Source organism: Euryhalocaulis caribicus (assembly GCF_000412185.1).
In the GTDB taxonomy this organism is placed as follows: domain Bacteria; phylum Pseudomonadota; class Alphaproteobacteria; order Caulobacterales; family Maricaulaceae; genus Euryhalocaulis; species Euryhalocaulis caribicus.
The window spans coordinates 121715-139217 of record NZ_ASJA01000007.1; the positions used below are offsets into that span (position 1 = coordinate 121715).

Annotated in this window: 16 protein-coding genes; 13 read left to right on the forward strand and 3 right to left on the reverse strand. The window is 63.0% G+C overall.

The features are described 5' to 3' along the window. Nucleotides 1–69: 69 nt before the first annotated feature. The 4 genes from L338_RS07725 to L338_RS07740 are packed head-to-tail and all read left to right on the forward strand — an operon-like array spanning nucleotide 70 to nucleotide 3699. On the forward strand, nucleotides 70–1257 hold the full coding sequence (locus L338_RS07725) for an alpha/beta fold hydrolase (RefSeq protein ID WP_161624611.1): 1188 nt from the start codon (nucleotides 70–72) through the stop codon (nucleotides 1255–1257). Between the two features lie 14 nt (nucleotides 1258–1271). Further along, the gene (locus L338_RS07730; protein WP_022697799.1) at nucleotides 1272–2054 is read left to right on the forward strand and encodes an acyl-CoA thioesterase; all 783 of its coding nucleotides are present in this window, start codon (nucleotides 1272–1274) and stop codon (nucleotides 2052–2054) included. Between the two features lie 57 nt (nucleotides 2055–2111). Continuing rightward, the gene (locus L338_RS07735) at nucleotides 2112–2708 is read left to right on the forward strand and encodes an HD domain-containing protein (protein WP_022697800.1); all 597 of its coding nucleotides are present in this window, start codon (nucleotides 2112–2114) and stop codon (nucleotides 2706–2708) included. Nucleotides 2709–2730: 22 nt separating this feature from the next. Continuing rightward, a complete protein-coding gene (locus L338_RS07740) occupies nucleotides 2731–3699 on the forward strand; it encodes a hypothetical protein (protein ID WP_022697801.1) in 969 nt (322 codons plus the stop codon). Between the two features lie 7 nt (nucleotides 3700–3706). Here L338_RS07740 and L338_RS07745 read toward each other — a convergent pair whose 3' ends face one another. After that, nucleotides 3707–5275: an AMP-binding protein gene (locus L338_RS07745; protein WP_022697802.1), complete on the reverse strand. Its 1569-nt coding sequence runs from the start codon at nucleotides 5273–5275 to the stop codon at nucleotides 3707–3709. A 200-nt stretch (nucleotides 5276–5475) separates the two neighbouring features. On the opposite strand from L338_RS07745, the gene L338_RS07750 reads away from it, so the two are divergent. The 3 genes from L338_RS07750 (at nucleotide 5476) to L338_RS07760 (ending at nucleotide 7294) form a co-directional block, all read left to right on the forward strand. Beyond that, nucleotides 5476–5715: a GlsB/YeaQ/YmgE family stress response membrane protein gene (locus L338_RS07750; RefSeq protein WP_022697803.1), complete on the forward strand. Its 240-nt coding sequence runs from the start codon at nucleotides 5476–5478 to the stop codon at nucleotides 5713–5715. A gap of 97 nt (nucleotides 5716–5812) precedes the next feature. Beyond that, nucleotides 5813–6787 (forward strand): lipoyl synthase, encoded by a 975-nt coding sequence (gene lipA, locus L338_RS07755; RefSeq protein ID WP_022697804.1) that lies wholly within the window; start codon nucleotides 5813–5815, stop codon nucleotides 6785–6787. Nucleotides 6788–6793: 6 nt separating this feature from the next. After that, nucleotides 6794–7294, forward strand: a complete 501-nt coding sequence (locus L338_RS07760) for a type II toxin-antitoxin system RatA family toxin (RefSeq protein WP_022697805.1) — start codon at nucleotides 6794–6796, stop codon at nucleotides 7292–7294. Here the strand turns inward: L338_RS07760 and L338_RS07765 are convergent. Together L338_RS07765 and L338_RS07770 are read right to left on the reverse strand one after the other, a co-directional pair. Then, nucleotides 7265–7771, reverse strand: a complete 507-nt coding sequence (locus tag L338_RS07765) for a CinA family protein (RefSeq protein ID WP_022697806.1) — start codon at nucleotides 7769–7771, stop codon at nucleotides 7265–7267. The genes L338_RS07760 and L338_RS07765 overlap by 30 nt on opposite strands. Further along, nucleotides 7764–8933 (reverse strand): bifunctional 2-C-methyl-D-erythritol 4-phosphate cytidylyltransferase/2-C-methyl-D-erythritol 2,4-cyclodiphosphate synthase, encoded by a 1170-nt coding sequence (locus tag L338_RS07770; RefSeq protein WP_022697807.1) that lies wholly within the window; start codon nucleotides 8931–8933, stop codon nucleotides 7764–7766. The genes L338_RS07765 and L338_RS07770 overlap by 8 nt, the downstream gene beginning before the upstream one ends. Nucleotides 8934–9026: 93 nt before the next feature. On the opposite strand from L338_RS07770, the gene dusB reads away from it, so the two are divergent. The 6 genes from dusB to L338_RS07800 all read left to right on the forward strand — a co-directional run bounded on the left by dusB (nucleotide 9027) and on the right by L338_RS07800 (nucleotide 17452). Continuing rightward, on the forward strand, nucleotides 9027–10043 hold the full coding sequence (gene dusB, locus L338_RS07775; RefSeq protein ID WP_022697808.1) for a tRNA dihydrouridine synthase DusB: 1017 nt from the start codon (nucleotides 9027–9029) through the stop codon (nucleotides 10041–10043). Nucleotides 10044–10179: 136 nt separating this feature from the next. Then, complete coding sequence (locus L338_RS07780; protein WP_033310827.1) at nucleotides 10180–12345, forward strand: sensor histidine kinase; 2166 nt, start codon at nucleotides 10180–10182, stop codon at nucleotides 12343–12345. Between the two features lie 19 nt (nucleotides 12346–12364). Next, the gene (ntrX, locus tag L338_RS07785; RefSeq protein ID WP_022697810.1) at nucleotides 12365–13756 is read left to right on the forward strand and encodes a nitrogen assimilation response regulator NtrX; all 1392 of its coding nucleotides are present in this window, start codon (nucleotides 12365–12367) and stop codon (nucleotides 13754–13756) included. Between the two features lie 15 nt (nucleotides 13757–13771). Then, the gene (gene trkA / locus L338_RS07790) at nucleotides 13772–15142 is read left to right on the forward strand and encodes a Trk system potassium transporter TrkA (protein ID WP_022697811.1); all 1371 of its coding nucleotides are present in this window, start codon (nucleotides 13772–13774) and stop codon (nucleotides 15140–15142) included. A gap of 15 nt (nucleotides 15143–15157) precedes the next feature. Beyond that, nucleotides 15158–16597, forward strand: a complete 1440-nt coding sequence (locus tag L338_RS07795; RefSeq protein WP_022697812.1) for a TrkH family potassium uptake protein — start codon at nucleotides 15158–15160, stop codon at nucleotides 16595–16597. Further along, the gene (locus tag L338_RS07800; protein ID WP_022697813.1) at nucleotides 16598–17452 is read left to right on the forward strand and encodes a D-amino-acid transaminase; all 855 of its coding nucleotides are present in this window, start codon (nucleotides 16598–16600) and stop codon (nucleotides 17450–17452) included. The last annotated feature ends 51 nt before the right edge of the window (nucleotides 17453–17503 follow it).

The following is a 17503-nucleotide window of genomic DNA, read 5'->3' on the forward strand; positions in this document are numbered from 1 at the left end:
GGCGGTGAAAAGATCGATATTTTCGTCCGTAAATTTCCGGCCCAAACTGAACGGGTCGGCGAATTCTGGATGTTGTCAGGCGGGCCGGGAGAATCCGGCGCATCCTTCTACACGCGCATTGAGGACTTTCAGGCGCGTTTCCCTGGCTATGACGTGTTCATCCCCGATCATCGCGGAACCGGACGCTCGGCGCGGCTGTGCGAGGGCGAAACAGTTCAGAGCGCCGCGGGATCACAACTCGCCGGTCAGGAATTCGGGCCTTGCTTCGGAGAGGTCTGGCAAAATGCAGAACGCACGAAAGCGTTTTCGATGACGAACGCGGCTCACGATCTTGATCGCCTGATCGCGGAATTTGGCGGCTCCGGCCCCCGCTATGTCTATGGCATTTCCTATGGCACGGGTCTGGCCCTGCGCTTTGGTCAGATGCATCAGGAACGCGTGGACGGGCTTGTGCTGGATTCGCTGGTGTCCGCGCTGGACGATACCGATCACGATCTCAGCCGCCGATCCCACACTGTCGATGCGGTCGGCCGCGAAGTTCTGGCCGAATGCGCTGCCGCGCCCTCCTGCAATGACCGGTTCGCCGATGGCGTCGAAGCCGCCTACGCCAACCTCCTCGAAGATATCGGGGAGGGGAAAATTGCCGCCGAAAGCATTCCGAACGGCGACATAAAACTGACCCTTGGGGCCATGCTGGACCATCCCCAGGCGCGAGCGCTCATCCCTGATCTCATAGACGCGGCCATTGAAGACCCGCATTCTCTCAAGGGCTCTTATTCCGGCAGGGTCGAGCCCCTGTTCGCGCCGCTGCAAGCTATCGGAGAATATGAGGGCGCGGATTTCTCTATCGTCCTAGCCAGCCTTATCGGCGAGTCCGAAACGAACCGCCGGCCGGACATGACGGCTGAACAGGTCGCGGCCGAGGAAGCAGCGCTCTGGTTCACGTCTCCGCTCCCCAGAACGCAAACGCTCGGGAATGTCCCGACTTATGAGCGTGATGAATGGTTCGATAAACCCTATTCCGGATTGCCGCCCGTTCTGGTGGTTCACGGCGCGCTGGACCCGAAAACGCCGCTGGAGGGCGCCCGGCGTCACATAGCGGCAATCGATGAAGGCGCGGACGTCGAGCTGACGATCGTTGAAAGAATGCCCCACGCAATCTGGTTCTTCGGGGCCGATTGCCTTTACACTTCAATCGATGCCTTCATATCGGGCGAGGACGCGCCCGCAACCTGCCGTCCGCAAGAAGCCGATTAGAAGCAGAGCTTTAAATGTCCCAGCCCCTTCAACTCAGAGAGATCCGGCATACCGATCTGGTCTTTCCGCAACAGGCCAATCACCAGGGGAGCTATTTCGGCGGCGCCGCGCTGGCCGAGATGGACAAGATTGCCTTCCTGATCTCCGCCCGTCATGCGCGCCGCCCTTTTGTGACCGCCTCCTGCGACAAGATCGACTTTCGCAAACCGATCTTTGTCGGGGAGCTGGTGGAGCTGACCGGGGAAGTTCGCATGGTCGGCTGGCATTCGCTGATCGTCGATGTCGAGCTGTCGGCCGAGAGCCTGTTCACGGGCGAACGCCGGATCTGCACGCGCGGCAGCTTCACAATGGTGGCGGCGGATCGGAAGGATAATCCGGACCGCCTGCCCAGCGCGCCCGAAGACCGCGCCGATTATTCCCCGTCGCCGCGGGATTCCGCGCGCGTCCTGCAACTGGTCTTCCCGGGCGACACAAACCATCTGGGTCAGCTTTTCGGGGGCAAGGCGGCATCTCTAATGGGTAAGGCGGCCTATATCGCCGCCTCGCGTCGCGCCCGGAAATCGGTCGGCATGGCGGCGTCCGACAAGATCGACTTCATCGCCTCCGTCAAGGAAGGGGAGCTGCTGGACGTGACGGCCCGGGTCGCGTCCATCGGCAATACGTCCATGAAGGTGAAGGTGCGCGCCGAAGCCGAAAACCTGATGACGGGCGACCGGCGTCTCTGTGGCGAGGCGGAATACGTGATGGTCGCCCTGGACGAGGCCGGGAAGCCCACGCCCGTCCCGCCGCTGGACTAGAGTCACACTTGCGCGCCATTGCGACTGGCTTCATTCTTATCACGGGAGGAAGCCATTATGCCTGACGATGCACGCACGCCGCAGCGCGCCAAGTTCCGCGCCATGGAAGAGGGCACGGCGGAAGACTGGTCAGTCATCGCCGGGCATTTCATGCCGTTCGCCGCGAAGGTCGCCGACCGCGTCATCGATCATCTGAAACTTCTGGACGGCGATTATGGCGGATTCCCCGTCGACCGGCTGACCCACTGTCTGCAGACGGCCGCTCGCGCCGAGGCTGACGGTCAGGACGAGGAATATGTCGTCTGCGCCCTGCTGCACGATATCGGCGACACGCTGGGGCCGTATAATCACCCAGACGTCGCCGCTTCGATCATCCAGCCTTTTGTCTCAGAGAGCCATCACTGGATGGTGAAACATCACGGCATTTTTCAGGGCTATTATTTCTTCCATCACCTGGGCATGGACCGCGACATGCGGGACCAGTTCAAGGGTCATGAAAACTATGACCTGACCGAAGAGTTCTGCCGCAAATACGACCAGATGGCGTTCGACCCGGACTATGTCACGCCGGATCTTGCGCACTATGAGCCCGCGCTCCGGTGTGTTCTCGCCGCGCCAAAACAGAGCGTCTACAAAGCCGCTCTGGACGAATAGCGCCAGCGGTCCGTCAGCCGGAATGATGGAAAAACTCGATCGCGATCATGCGCCCGCCACAGCGCAAGCGCCGGCGGAGTGCCCGAATTGCGGGTCGGCGCGCATTGCGAGTTTTTGCGCGGATTGCGGGCAGGATCAGGAAAGCCCGCGCAAGAAATGGCGCGCGCATATCGAGGAAATTGTCAGCACCTATACAGAGCTTGATTCCGCCACTCTGAAGACACTGGGTCTGACCGTCGCCCAGCCCGGGAAGCTGTCAGAGCTGACGCTCCAGAATCGCAGCGGCGATCTGGTGTCGCCGCTGAAGCTGTTTTTGATCGTTATTGTTCTCTATTCGATCTTCTTCGCCTTCTCGCCCATCAAATATGGCCAGCTCTATCTGGCGATGGATCGTGAATGGTACGGGGCGGACATGATCGCTCCCGGCGAGGAACTGCTGTGGACCTATGATGTGCAGGTCTATGCGCCGGCTGTTCAGGACCCCGTTTCGCCGGGGTTCCGCAAGGCGCTCTCGGAGGGCTCCATAAATCTGGAAACGATCGAACCCGGCTGGATCGCCGGCCTGGTGCAAGCGCCCGAGCGCATGGCGCGGGTCAATGACCGGTTCGCGACGTTTCTGATCTATCTGCCGCTGGCCGTGATTCCGGCGCTGATGATACTGAACGGCTTTCTGTTCCGGCGGAGATACTGGCTGTTCGACCATTTCTTCCTGGCGCTGGAGACCGCCACGGGAATGATCCTGATCGTGATGTTCACGGCGTCGGTGACGGCCCTGCTTTACATAGCGGGGATCACGCTGGACGAAGCCACGCCGCTTTTCCTGATCGAAATGCCGCTGATCCTCATCTATCTGGTGCGCTCAGTGAGGCGGTTTTACCGGCTGCGCGGATGGACCGCCTTTGGAAACGCCCTGGCCGTGTACGTGCTGTTTCTGACGTTTCAGCAGATCCTGTTTTACCAGACGATCGCGCTTATGGGCCGCTACGCCTGACGGCTTGTTACGCGGCCTTGGCCAGTTCCGCCTCCGCCAGACGCTGCACCGCGCCGTAATCTGTCTTGCCGGTGCCCAGAACCGGAATTTCATCCACCTGAATGATCTTCCGCGGCGCAGCCAGTTCGGGCACGCCGTGATTCTGGATGAAACCGACGAGATCCGCCCGGTTTGCGTCGGGACTGTCTGTAATCAGGATGATTTGCTCGCCCTTGCGGCCATCCGGCACCGCCGCCGCGGCGTGCATGTTGTCGGGCCACAGGCTGGATGCGCAATTCTCGACCACCGTGAGAGACACCATCTCGCCGCCAATCTTGGCAAACCGCTTCAGACGGCCGCGAATGGTGATATAGCCATCATCGTCGATCACCACGATATCACCGGTATCGTGCCAGCCTTCCTCGGGCGGCTGAATCACACCCGGCGCGTCGGCCAGAATATATCCCTTCATCACGTTCGGCCCGCGCAGATAAAGGCGTCCGCCGCGCGTGATGCCTTCCACCGGCTCCAGCTTGTATTCGCTCCCGGGCAGCAGCGTTCCCACGGTCCCGGGCCGATTATCGGCGGGCGGATTGACCGCCACAACGGGCGAGGCTTCCGTCGCGCCATAGCCCTCCAGAAGCGCTACGGAGAATTTGCGGCGCAGAAGGCTGCGGGTTTCATCGCGCACGCGCTCCGCGCCGCAGACCGCAAAGCGAAGCTTGTCGAGATCGCCTTCCTTGCCGGCGCGCGCGTATTGCGAAACGAACGTGTCTGTTGCCAGCAGGATCGTCGCGTTCGTATCGCGGATGCGCGTGGCGATTTCCTTGGTCTGGAGCGGGGAGGGGTGGAACGCCGCCGTCAGCCCGCCGAACAGCGGCAGGAACGCCCCGCCGGTCAGGCCGAAACAATGGAATGTCGGCAGCGGATTATAGATGATGTCGTCTTCCATCAGCTCCGGCACATGCGCGATAATTTGTTCGACGTTCGCGACCAGATTCTTGTGGCTCAGCGCAACGCCTTTCGGATCGCCTTCCGTGCCGGAAGTGAACAGGATGACGGCTTCTTCGTCGTGATCGGTCTTGGCGCGGATCAGGTCCGGCGCGTAGAGGCCGGCCAGCGCCGCCGCCTTGTCGCGAACGCCCAGATTGTCGCGCACGTCCTCCAGATAGATAATTTCCGCTTCTTGCCCCAAAGCCTCGATCAAGGACTCAAATCCGCCTTTCTCGATGAACTGGTGCGCGGTTACGATGCGCTTGATTTCCCCGGTTTTTAGGGCGGAACGAAGATTGCGCACCCCGGCGGTAAAGTTCAGCATCGCGGGAACACGGCCATAGGCGCTGAGAGCGAAGGTGGCGATCACCGCCCCCGCGCCGGTGGGCAGCATGACGCCCACGCGTTCGCGTTTCTCGGTCAGGCCGGCCAGCGCCGATCCCAGCGCGAAAGTCGCCTTTACCAGATCATCGTAGGAAAGCTTCCGGTCATCGGCGTCGATGATAGCGGTATATTTCCCGCCGGCGCGTTTGCGCGCCCGCAGGAGCGCGCCTGTAATGGTCGTATGGGTCCGCCGCTCATCGTAGCTGTATGGGCGTTTCATGCATCCTCCCGCGCCGACTGTTTCCGTCGGTCATCTCTTTAAATCTTATCACCTTCCGCACCCGCAGGGGCAAGTCGGATGTCATCTTTGTGACTCAACATATGGCGGTCCCGTCACGTTCCAATTGTTGGAACTAACTGGCGTCCGGACCTCTTACAGGTCAGACTGAACGTCATAAGAAACATGAGGGAAGAATCGACATGGAATTTCTGATTTTCATCCTGATCGGCATCTTGGCCGGCTGGATCGCAGAACAGGTCATGAAACGCGATCACGGCATCCTGGTGAATCTGGTCGTCGGCGTCGTCGGCGCGCTATTGGGCGGGTTTATCGCCGGCTTGCTGGGCATCGCCTGGGGCGGAATCATCGGCCAGCTGGTCATCGCCACGCTGGGCGCGATCCTGCTGCTGTTCATTCTTGGACTTATCAAGAAAAACTAGGGCCCTGCGCATTTGCGCATAGCGCCCTGTCTTTCGTGCATACGCCCCGTGGTGATCGCTTGAACCACGGGGCAATGCGCGCCATGTTCGCGTCACTATGGCAGTGATCATCGACAATCTCGACAAGGCGAAAGCCGCGCCGGTTCGCCACCCTGAAAAACAGAAGCGGCCCGACACCCCCGTTCCGCGCAAACCGGACTGGATTCGCGTCCGCGCGCCGGCCGGGAAGGGCGTGGCCGAGACGCGCAAGGCGGTGAAGGAGGAAGGCCTCGTCACCGTGTGCGAGGAGGCGGGCTGTCCGAACCTTGGCGAGTGCTGGTCGCAAAAACATGCGACCTTCATGATTCTGGGCGACACCTGCACGCGCGCCTGCGCCTTCTGCAACGTCAAGACGGGCCTGCCCGGCGCGCTGGACGACGAGGAGCCGGCCAAGATCGGCCGCGCCGTCGTGAAGATGGGCCTCAAACATGTCGTGATCACATCGGTCGACCGCGACGACCTTGATGATGGCGGCGCCGAGCATTTCGAGCGCGTCATCGACGAAATCCGTACGCAGTCTCCCGGCACGACGGTTGAAATCCTGACCCCGGACTTCCTGCGCAAGCCGCACGCTGCCGAGCGCGTGATCGACGCCAAGCCGGACGTGTTCAACCACAATCTGGAAACGGTGCCGCGGCTCTATCTGAAAATCCGGCCCGGCGCGCGCTATTACCACTCCATCCGCCTGCTGGAGAAAGTGAAAGAGCGCGATCCGTCCCAGTTCACCAAGTCGGGCCTGATGGTTGGTCTTGGCGAGACCAAGGAAGAGATCATGCAGGTCATGGACGATCTGCGCAGCGCCGGCGTCGATTTCCTGACAATCGGCCAGTATCTGCAGCCTTCGCGCAAACACGCCGCGATCGACCGTTTCTGGACGCCGCAGGAATTCAAGGCGCTGGAAACCATCGCCCGGTCCAAGGGCTTCCTGATGGTCTCCGCCACGCCGCTGACGCGCTCCAGCTATCACGCGGGCGAGGATTTCGAGAAAATGCGCGCCGCGCGGGAAGCGCAGCTGGCGGCCGGGCGCGCCTGATCTTCCATGCCGATGCATGAGGAAAAACGGCGGATCCGCCACAGCCCGGACGATCTCTATGCGCTGGTCTCGGATGTGAAATCCTACCCGGATTTCGTGCCGTTTGTCGCCGCCATGCGCGTGCGTGAGGATACGGAGAATCCAGACGGAACGCGGTCCATGAAGGCGGAAGCTTCCGTAGGCTACAAGTTCATCCGCGAGCGGTTCGCCACGCAGGTTGAACTGGAGCCGAAGAACCGCGTCATCGATGTCTCTTACCTGTCAGGGCCGTTTGAGGCGCTGGCCAATCACTGGCGCTTCCACGAACTTTCTGACGGTTCGAGCCTGATCGATTTCTGCGTCGAATACGAATTCCGCAACAAGGTCCTGAAAATGTTGTTCGAGGGCGCGCGGGACCGGGCCGCCGGGATGATCCTTGACGCATTCAAACAGGAGGCGGACAGGCGCTACGAAACGGTCGGAAAGGCGGAGCTGGATCTAGCCGCGGAGACGGTCGAGACCGTCTGACAGCATATCCAGAGCCGCTTCGGCGCTCTTAATCCGCACCTCTGCCCGGCCAATCTCGCCAAAGCGCTTCTCAAGCTGGACCGTTTCACGGGCCCGCGCCGCACAGGCAAAATGGACCAGCCCGACCGGCTTGTGCTCCGTTCCGCCATCCGGCCCGGCAATTCCGGTGATCGAAACGGACAGCGCCGCTTCCGGGCTGCGCTCCAATGCGCCTTCGGCCATCGCTTTGGCCACCAGGGGCGACACCGCGCCGTGACGGGCCAGCAGTGAAGGCTCAACGCCCAGCAGGGCCGCTTTCGCTTCATTGCTATAGGTCACCAGGCTCGCCTCCATGACAGCGGACGCGCCGGCGGAATGGGTGAGAAGCGCCCCCAGCAGGCCGCCCGTGCAGCTTTCGGCGCAAATCACGCGCACGCCCTGCGCCTCGGCGCTTTCCAGGAATCGCTGTGTCTTGGCAATCAGGGCCTCGTCAAACATCTCGTCTCTGAACCTCTGCCGTGACGATCGCCTCAGCCGCGACGCCTTCGCCCCGCCCGATAAAGCCCAGCTTTTCAGTCGTCGTCGCCTTGATATTCACCGAACTCAGGGGCAGGCCCAGCAGTTCCGCGACCCGCGCCTGCATCGCAGTCCGGTGGGGGCCGACTTTCGGCGCCTCGCAGATCAGCGTCACATCGCAATGGCTCGGGCGCGCGCCGGCCTCCCGCATCAGGGATAGGCAATGAGTTACAAACGCGGCGGAGTCGGCGTCACGCCACGCCTCGTCGCTGGGTGGAAAATGCTGTCCGATATCGCCGGCGCCAATCGTGCCCAGCATGGCGTCGCAAATCGCGTGCAGACCCGCATCGGCGTCGGAATGGCCTTTCAGTCGCTTGTCGCAATCAATATGCACCCCGCACAGAGTGACGCCGTCCCCTTCGATCAATTGGTGGACGTCGAATCCGTGTCCCGTAGCCACGCGCATTGCAGGCTTTGCGTTCATCAGCGACTCCATCATGGCCAGGTCCTGCGGATCGGTGATCTTGAAATTCATCCGGTCGCCAGGGACGGCGCGCACCTCCATCCCGGCGCGCTGCGCCACGGCGACATCATCGCTGAGGACGGCGTCAGGCGGCAACGCATCATAGGCGTCCATAATTGCCTGATAGGCAAAAGCCTGCGGCGTTTGCATCGCCATCAGGCTCTCCCGGTCCATTTCCTCGCCAAGCAGCCCCTCCGCCTTCCGTTTCAAAGCATCGCGGACGGGCAGGGCGGCCGCGGCGGCGGAGGCTTCGTCCAGGGCGGCGGATAGGTCGTCGATCAGGCGCGGGCTGGCCAAGGGCCGCGCCGCATCATGAATAAAAACCATGTCCGGCGGATTGCCGCGCATCGTTTCCAGCCCCGCGCGCACCGACGCCGTTCGCGTCTCTCCTCCCGGAACGGTCTCGACCGGGGTTTTCAACCCCGCGGCCATCGTTTCGATCTCCCGCGCCCGGTCAGGGTCGCATACAACAACAATCCGCGCGCAGGGCCGGGTCAGGCCGAACAGTTCCAGGCTCCAGCGCAGAACCGGCTTTCCCGCAAGCGGCAGGAATTGCTTGGGCGTCGGATCGCCAAAGCGCGCGCCCTGACCGGCGGCGACGATGATTGCGGCTGCGCTCACGCTATGACGTCTCCTGTGCGGTCAGGGCTGCGCCGGATCTGGCGCGGGTGGTGCAAATTGCATCCTTTCCGGTGTATCCACAAACGCAAGATCATGACTGTCCGCATTGCACATATTGAAACGCCCAACCGCGTTTTTCTGGCCCCCATGTCCGGGGTCAGCGATTTGCCGTTCCGTAAACAGGCGGCCCGGTTCGGCGCGGGACTGGTCGTTTCCGAGATGGTGGCGTGCGAGATGCTAGCCGAAGGCCGCGCCGATGTTCTGCGCCGCGCGGCGGGCGGCGGCCAGATCAATCCCCTTGTGATTCAGTTGATCGGTCGTGAGGCGCACTGGATGGAGGAGGGCGCCCGGCTGGCCGCCGAGGCTGGCGCGGATGTCATCGACATCAATATGGGGTGTCCCTCGCGTCAGGTGACCGGCGCGCTCTCGGGTTCCGCCCTCATGCGCGATCTCGATCACGCCATGAGTCTTGTCGAGGCGACGCTGTCCGGCTCACCGGTTCCGGTGACGCTTAAAATGCGGCTCGGCTGGGACCGGGATTCTCTGAATGCGCCCGAGCTGGCGTGGCGCGCGGAAGCGGCCGGCGTGCAGATGGTGACCGTGCACGGCCGCACGCGGCAGGATTTCTACAAGGGACAGGCTGACTGGCGGGCGGTGCGCGACGTGAAGGACGCCGTATCGATCCCTGTCGTTGTAAATGGCGATATCGCGACGCTGGACGATTGCCGGCAAGCCTTGAGCCAGTCCGGCGCCGACGCCGTCATGGTCGGCCGGGCCGCGACGGGGCGGCCGTGGCTGCCCGCGGCGCTCGCCCAGGCGCTTGAAACCGGCGCCGATGATTTTCAAGCGCCCGGCTGGGAAGCCCGTCTTGGCGGCATGCTCGCCCAATATGAAGATATGCTGGCGCTTTACGGGGAGCCGCTGGCCGTTCGCATGTCGCGCAAGCATGTCGCGGCGTTTATCGACCATGCCTATGAAGACGCGCCGGAAACGTTCCGCGTCGCGATACGCAAGCGAATCTGCAAGTTGAACAGCCCCGCCGCGGTGCTGGAGGCGCTCGCCGCCCTTGATCCGGCGGAAACGGACCAGGGCGCGCTGACTGCAGCCTGACTGGGCACAGGCGACACAGACTGTTGCAGGAAAGCCCCGTTTAATGTTGGATATATGCCACAACGCGGGAGCGCCTGTGGCATTCTCAAGACGTTTTTCTCTACCGCAAGCCGCTTCGCCTCTTCAGGCCGGGGCCATGCTTGCGCTGTTTCTGACCTCGGCGGTGCTGACAGCGCTGACCGCGATCATTGCCTTGTTCGGCGATGCCGGGCCGGCCAGCCCGGTCGTGTTCTGGCTGATCGGGATCAATTTCGCGCTGACCTTTTTCCTCGCCGGGGCGACCCTGTGGCGGATGCGCAGCCTGATTTTCCCGACTCGCATCGGCGAACCCGCGCCCAAGCTTCACCGTCGCTTTGTGATGCTGTTCAGCCTCGCCGCCGTTGTTCCGGCGGTCCTGATCGCTCTGTTTTTCGGCGGATTTCTGACTCGCGGTCTGGAAACCTGGTTCGGCGAGCGGGTCGAGGCGTCCGTCGAAAGCTCCGCCGATACGGCCCGTTTCTATCTCGACCAGATCATTGAACAGACCCAAATCGATATGGCCGCCACGACCGCCGATCTGAATCAGCAGAATGTCCGCGACGCGCTCCAGACCTCGCCGGACGCCTTTCAGGCGTTCCTAGAGGGGCAGGCGCGTCTGCGCGCCTTCACGGCCGCTTATCTTGTCGATTCAAATGGGGACATACTGGCCTCGGCGGAATCGCAGGTGGCGCCGGATTTCCGCGCACCCTCGCAGGAGGATTTCCGCAACGCGCAGGACGACATCCTGATCCGCACCAACGAGGCGGAACGCCAGATCTCGGCCCTTTTTGATCTGGAAGCCTATCCGGACGCCTATCTCTACGCCTTGCCGGACGTGAATAAGTCGCTGTTCGACGCGCTTCTGGGAGCGCAGGCCGCGATCAATGATTTCCGCACCGCGCGCAGCCAGCGCGGAAGGATTCAGCTCTTCTTCCTTCTGATCTACGCGCAGGCGACTTTGCTTGTTCTGGCCGGGGCGGTCTGGCTCGGCCTGGCGTCCGCCGGGCGGGTTGTCACACCGGTCGGCAAGCTGGTCCACGCCGCCGACCAGATCCGCCGCGGGGATTTGACAGCCCGGGTCAATGTCGGCGTGCAACAGGATGAACTGGCGGCTTTGGCGCGTGCTTTCAACAGGATGACGCGGCAACTTCAGGAACAACGTCATGATCTGATCGCCTCCAATGACGAGTCGGACGCCCGCCGCCGCCTGATCGAGGCCGTGCTCAGCGGTGTGAGCGCCGGCGTCATGTCAATTGACGCGCATGGCGTCGTGACTCTCGCGAACAGCTCGGCCAAGGAGCTGCTCGGGCAAGAGAAGGACGGGCTGGTCGGTCGCAAGCTGGCGGAGGTGGCGCCCCAGCTTAATGACCTCGCGGTACGCGCCGGCGAACGCGGCCGGGACATGGCGGAAGCGCAGATCGAGCTGATTTCCGAGGACGGCTCGGTCATCACACTGAACGCCCGCGCGGCCGCCGACACGGCGTCCTCGGGCGGGGTCGTGATCACGTTTGACGATATCTCCCGCCTGATCACGGCCCAGCGCAACGCGGCCTGGCGGGACGTGGCGCGCCGCATCGCCCATGAGATCAAGAACCCGCTTACCCCGATCCAGCTCTCGGCCGAACGCCTGAAACGCCGTTTCCGTCCGGCAGAAGAGGGCAAGGACACAGAGATATTCGACAACTGCACGGACACGATCATCCGTCAGGTCAATGACATTGGCCGCATGGTCAATGAATTTTCGTCCTTTGCGCGCATGCCGACGCCTCACGTCGAGCCGGCCTCGCTGCAGGCTCTGGCCAAGGAGGCGGCGTTCGCGCGCCGCGTCGCCAGTCCCGGCGTCAAGGTCGAGCTGGAGGCGCCGGATGAGGAAATCATGGTGCTGTGTGACGAGCGGCTGGCCTCGCAGGCGCTCGCCAATGTTCTCAAGAACGCGTCCGAGTCCGTGGCCGCGCGGCTGGAGCTGGGCGAGGGGCCCAAGACCGGCTGGCTGGTGGTTCGCCTCTCGAAAGCGGACGGCATGGGCTGCATAGAAGTCGAGGATAACGGCCTCGGCTGGCCGGAAGGCGCGCGGGAGCGCCTGACCGAGCCCTACATGACGACGCGCGAGAAAGGCACCGGGCTCGGCCTCGCGATCGTCAAGCGCGTCATGGAAGACCATTCCGGCGCGCTGGAGCTGGACGAGCCCGAGAGCGGCGGGCGCGGCGCGGTTGTGCGCCTCAATTTCCCGCTGGTCGATTCAAGAACACAAGCGACAACCGCCGGCGAAGCGGCCGCAGTATAAACGAAAGGGCAGGTCAATCATGGCTGCCGACATTCTGGTTGTAGACGACGAACGCGATATCCGGGAGCTCGTTCAGGGCATTCTGGAAGACGAGGGCTATGAGGTCCGCACGGCGGGCGACGCCGATCAGGCGATGGAGCAGGTGCGTTCCCGCAAGCCCGCGCTTGTCATTCTCGATGTCTGGCTTCAGGGCAGCGACCGCGACGGCCTGGATCTGCTGGGCGAGCTGAAATCGCTCGATCCGCTGCTTCCCATCATCATGATCAGCGGCCACGGCACCATCGACACGGCCGTCTCCGCGATCCAGCGCGGCGCCTATGACTTTATTGAAAAGCCTTTTAAAAGCGACCGCTTGATTGTCATTCTTAAACGCGCGCTGGAGGCTAACCGCCTGCAACTGGAAAACGCCGAACTGCGCGAGCAAAGCCGCGGCGAGCACAAGCTCGTCGGCGCCTCACAGGCCATCGGGCAGGTGCGCCAGCTTATCGACAAGGTCGCCCCAACCAACAGCCGGGTGATGATCGAAGGGCCGGCGGGCTCCGGCAAGGAACTCTGTGCCCGCCTGATCCATGCAAAATCTCCGCGCAATGAAGCCCGCTTTGTCGCTATCAACGCCGCCGCCATGGCGCCGGATCGCGTCGAACTGGAATTGTTCGGGGAGGAGGACAATTCCGGCCGTGTCCGCAAGACGGGTCTGTTCGAACTGGCGCACGCCGGCACGCTCTATCTGGACGAAGTCGGCGACATGCCGCTGGAAACCCAGAGCAAGCTTTTGCGGCTTCTGGTCGACCAGCGATTCCACCGCCTGGGCGGCAGTGGCGACGTGCAGGTGAATGTCCGCGTCATTTCGTCGACCTCCAAGGACCTGCGCGCCGAGATACAGGCCGGGCATTTCCGGGAAGATCTCTATCACCGGCTCAACGTGGTCCCGGTGGGGATGCCGCCGCTTGCCGAACGGCGGGAAGACGTGCCGGAACTGGTGGAGTATTTCATTACGCGCCTGTCCGCCGCCTCCGGCCTGCCCAAACGCCTGATCGGCGCGGACGCGATGGCTGCGCTGCAAGCCCATGACTGGCCCGGCAATGTGCGCCAGCTGCGCAATAACGTGGAGCGGTTGTTGATTCTGGCCGGCGGCGAGCCTGGCAGCCCGATCACGCTGGATTCCCTGCCGTCGGGCGTGGCCCCGGAGGGACAATCCGGCGGCGAGGCGGGATCCGAAAAACTCATTTCCCTGCCGTTGAGGGATGCGCGCGAACAGTTTGAGCGCGAATATCTGGTGGCGCAGATTTCGCGGTTCGGCGGAAACATTTCGCGGACCGCGTCATTTATCGGCATGGAGCGGTCGGCATTGCATCGTAAGCTGAAAAGCCTTGGCGTGACGCCGCAGAGCCGCGACCGCCAGAAGAACTAGGGGCAGGGGTCACCGATGAGAGTTGTCGTTTGCGGCGCGGGACGCGTCGGCTACGGGATCGCACGGGAACTGGCGCAGGAGCGCAACACCGTGACGGTCGTGGACGTGTCGGCCGAACTGGTGGACCGCCTCACGACCGATCTGGACGTGCGCGGCGTGGTCGGCCACGGCTCTCACCCGGACGTGCTGGAGCGCGCCGGGGCCAAGGACGCCGACATGATCATCGCCGTCACCTATTCGGACGAAGTGAACATGGTGGCCTGTCAGGTCGCGCATTCACTCTTCTCGACCCCGACAAAAATCGCCCGCGTCCGGTCACAGGCGTATCTCGACAAGGCCTGGCAGGACCTGTTCGCGCGTCAGAACATGCCGATCGACGTGGTGATCTCGCCGGAACTGGAGGTCGCCAACGCTATCCTGCGCCGGCTGGAAACGCCCGGCGCATTCAACACGCTGCCCTTCGCCAATGGCCGGGTTCTGGTTCTGGGCGTCCGCCTGCCGTCTGACTCGCCGCTGGACAACACCACGGTTCGCCAGATTGAGGAGTTGTTCCCGGATCTCAAGGCGCTGGTCGCCGGGGTCGTGCGCGATGGCCGCCTGTTCACGCCCAAGCCCGATGACGTGCTGGTATCGGGCGATGATCTCTACATTGTCACGGATCGCGATCACGCCCCCCGCACCCTGGATATTTTTGGGCGCGATGTGGCCCGCGCCCGCCGCGTCATTCTGGTGGGCGGCGGCAATATCGGCGTCTTCGTCGCGGGAGAACTGGAAGCGCGCGGCGTTCGCGCAAAGATCATCGAGTCCGACAAGGGCGCGGCGGAAATGGCCGCCAATGCGCTGGACCGCACCGTCGTTCTGCATGGCGACGGGCTCGACCGCGACATGTTGCACGAGGCGGGCGTGGAAAACGCCGAAGTCGCGATCAGCCTGACCAATGACGACAAGGTCAATGTTCTTTCCTCCGTCATCTCCAAGCGGGAAGGGGCGGAGCGCACGCTCTGCCTGATCAATGACCGCACCTATGAACCGCTGAAGGAATCGCTCGGCGTCGACGTGTTCATCGACCCCCGCACGATCACAGTTTCGACCATTCTTCAGCATGTCCGCAGGGGCCGGATCACCGAGCTTTATTCGGTGGAAGATGGCGGCGGTGAAATCCTCGAAGGCGTGGCGCTGGAAACATCGCCCCTGGTCGGAAAAACCATTGGCGAGCTGGATCTGCCCGATGGCGTCGTGATCGGGGCCGTGGTCCGCAAGGACAAGGTGCTGCTGGGACGCGAGGATGTCAGCATCAAGAAAGACGACCGCGTCATCGTGTTTTCCGAACGCGGCCAGATTTCCGCGGTCGAGCGCATGTTCCGCGTCAGCGCCGCATTCTTCTAATGGCGCGGCGGCTCCATGGCATTCGCTAGCGTTTTCAGGGGACTGGGCGGCATTCTTGTCGTCCTGGCCGCACTGGCTTTCATCGCGGCGCTATTCGGCGCGGCCGTGAATGAACGCCCGCAGGCCCTGACCCTGTCGGCCACCGGATTGCTGTCGCTCTTTCTGGGCATTTCCGGCTTTCTTCTCGGCCGCAACCTGCAAACCAATACCGGCCCGCGCGAAGGCGTGGCGATGCTGCTTCTGGGCTGGACCATTGCGCCGGCAATCGCTGCGTTCGGCTTTCTGGGGCAGGGCGCCATCATCCATTTCGACGACGCCTTTTTCGAAGCGATGTCGGCGGCCACCACCACGGGCGCCAGCCTCATCGATCCGGACACCGCGCCGAGATCCATCATTCTGTGGCGCGGGCTTCTGGAATGGGGCGGCGGCTATCTGTCGATCCTGATGATTCTGGTTATCCTTGTGGCGCTGAACCTGACCGGGCCGGGCGTTCACCGCTCCACGCTGTTCACCCTGGACAAGGAAGGGCTGTTCAAGCGCTTCTCCCACATCACGCGCGTTGCCGGCGTCATCTACGGCATTGTGACGCTGGTCACTTTCATTGGCCTGGCGGTTTCCGGCTCGACCCTGTTTGACGCCGTCTGCCTGGCTCTGTCCGCGCCCGCAACCGGCGGCGGCGCGCCACGCGGCGCGGCGCTTCCGGACTATGTCTCGGGGGCGGGGCTGATGGTTCTGGGGCTCGCCCTGTTCGCCGGCTCCCTGAATTACGCGCTGCTCTGGGAGGCTTACCGCGACAATGTCATGCGCAGGGACATATTGCGCGACCCCGAAACGCGCGCGCTTTCGGGCGGCATCCTTTTGATTTTTGTCCTGCTCGTTTTCATGTCCAGCGGCCTCAGCTTCGGCCGGCTCTCCATCGCCTTTCACGACGCCGCCGCTCTGATCTCGACATCGGGCCGCTTCGCGGATCTGGAGGCCATGCGGGCCTTACCGCCGACGCTCCTGATGGCGGCGGTCCTGATCGGGGGATCCGCGCTTTCGACCGCCGGCGGGGTGAAAATCATCCGGGTCCTGCTTCTGGTCCGTCACGCGCGGGCGGAGCTTCGCAAGCTCTCCCATCCGTCCAGCATCCAGCTGGTTCATTTCCGCGACCGGGTTGTTCCGGACCGCACCTTCGTCAGCCTCTGGATCTATTTTCTCGGCTATACGGCGGTTCTGGGCGTGCTGATCGTCGGGATCGCGACGATGGGCGAGCCGCTGGACATCGCGCTCCCGGCGGCGGTCGCCACGCTTTCCAACGCAGGGCCGCTGCTCTACGCGACGGCCGCCGAGAACGCCGATTTCAACCAGTTTACCCGCGGCGCGCGCGCCGTTATGTCGGCGGGAATGGCCCTTGGGCGCATGGAGGTTCTCGCCGCTTTGGCCGCCCTCGCGCCCGGACTCTGGAGACGCTAGATGCCGCGTATCGCCTATGTCGACGGCGCGTTCACGCCGCACCGGGACGCCTGTGTGGGAATTGAGGACCGTGGCCTGCAATTCGCCGATTCCGTTTATGAGGTCTGGGGCGTCCGCAATGGCCGCCTGATGGACTCGCCCGGCCATCTGGATCGCCTGTTCCGCTCTCTGGGCGAGCTGCGCATCGCGTTCCCAGTCACGCGTGAAGCGCTGATGATTGCGCTGGAAGAGCTGCGCCGGAGAAACCGCATCAGAAACGGGCTGCTCTACCTGCAGGTTACGCGCGGCGTCGCGCCCAGGGACCACGGTTTCCCGGTACAGGCCACGCCCACCGTGATCGCAACAGCCAAGCATATTCCGCAGCACAAGGCGGACGCCCGCGCAAAGGCCGGGGTTTCGGTCGTCACCGCGCCCGATATCCGCTGGGGACGCTGTGATATCAAAACGACCGGGCTGACGGCCAATATTCTGGCCAAGCAGCACGCGCGGGAGCAGGGGGCTTTCGAGGTCTGGATGCTGGATGCCGACGGCTATGTCACCGAAGGCTCGTCTTCCAACGCCTGGATCGTCGCTTCCGGGGGTGTACTGGTTACGCGCCCGGTGACCGATAATATTCTGGCGGGCGTCACGCGCGCGGCCATCCTGCGCATTGCCAGCGAGCTTGGCCTGACCGTGGAAGAGCGCGCTTTCACGCCGCAAGAGGCCATGGACGCCAAGGAGGCGTTTATGACCAGCGCCTCATCCTTCGTCATGCCCGTAATTTCCATTGACGGCGCGCAGATTAGCGCCGGCCGGCCGGGTGAAACCAGTGTTGCGCTGCGACAAGGTTACGAAAAACTGGCTCTAAACGCCTAATTCGCTCCGGAAACGGTTGCCGTTCTTCGCAAGCCGCTTTACCAATCAAAA

What these genes read in the sequence shown, in the direction of transcription:
- ntrX (WP_022697810.1), top strand. Translation starts at nt 12,365, where the DNA reads ATGGCTGCCGACATTCTGGTTGTAGACGACGAACGCGATATCCGGGAG.
- L338_RS07760 (WP_022697805.1), top strand. Translation starts at nt 6,794, where the DNA reads ATGCCGATGCATGAGGAAAAACGGCGGATCCGCCACAGCCCGGACGAT.
- trkA (WP_022697811.1), top strand. Translation starts at nt 13,772, where the DNA reads ATGAGAGTTGTCGTTTGCGGCGCGGGACGCGTCGGCTACGGGATCGCA.
- L338_RS07800 (WP_022697813.1), top strand. Translation starts at nt 16,598, where the DNA reads ATGCCGCGTATCGCCTATGTCGACGGCGCGTTCACGCCGCACCGGGAC.
- L338_RS07765 (WP_022697806.1), bottom strand. Translation starts at nt 7,771, where the DNA reads ATGTTTGACGAGGCCCTGATTGCCAAGACACAGCGATTCCTGGAAAGC.
- L338_RS07780 (WP_033310827.1), top strand. Translation starts at nt 10,180, where the DNA reads ATGCTTGCGCTGTTTCTGACCTCGGCGGTGCTGACAGCGCTGACCGCG.
- L338_RS07745 (WP_022697802.1), bottom strand. Translation starts at nt 5,275, where the DNA reads ATGAAACGCCCATACAGCTACGATGAGCGGCGGACCCATACGACCATT.
- L338_RS07795 (WP_022697812.1), top strand. Translation starts at nt 15,158, where the DNA reads ATGGCATTCGCTAGCGTTTTCAGGGGACTGGGCGGCATTCTTGTCGTC.
- lipA (WP_022697804.1), top strand. Translation starts at nt 5,813, where the DNA reads ATGGCAGTGATCATCGACAATCTCGACAAGGCGAAAGCCGCGCCGGTT.
- dusB (WP_022697808.1), top strand. Translation starts at nt 9,027, where the DNA reads ATGACTGTCCGCATTGCACATATTGAAACGCCCAACCGCGTTTTTCTG.
- L338_RS07735 (WP_022697800.1), top strand. Translation starts at nt 2,112, where the DNA reads ATGCCTGACGATGCACGCACGCCGCAGCGCGCCAAGTTCCGCGCCATG.
- L338_RS07750 (WP_022697803.1), top strand. Translation starts at nt 5,476, where the DNA reads ATGGAATTTCTGATTTTCATCCTGATCGGCATCTTGGCCGGCTGGATC.
- L338_RS07730 (WP_022697799.1), top strand. Translation starts at nt 1,272, where the DNA reads ATGTCCCAGCCCCTTCAACTCAGAGAGATCCGGCATACCGATCTGGTC.
- L338_RS07740 (WP_022697801.1), top strand. Translation starts at nt 2,731, where the DNA reads ATGATGGAAAAACTCGATCGCGATCATGCGCCCGCCACAGCGCAAGCG.
- L338_RS07725 (WP_161624611.1), top strand. Translation starts at nt 70, where the DNA reads ATGTTGTCAGGCGGGCCGGGAGAATCCGGCGCATCCTTCTACACGCGC.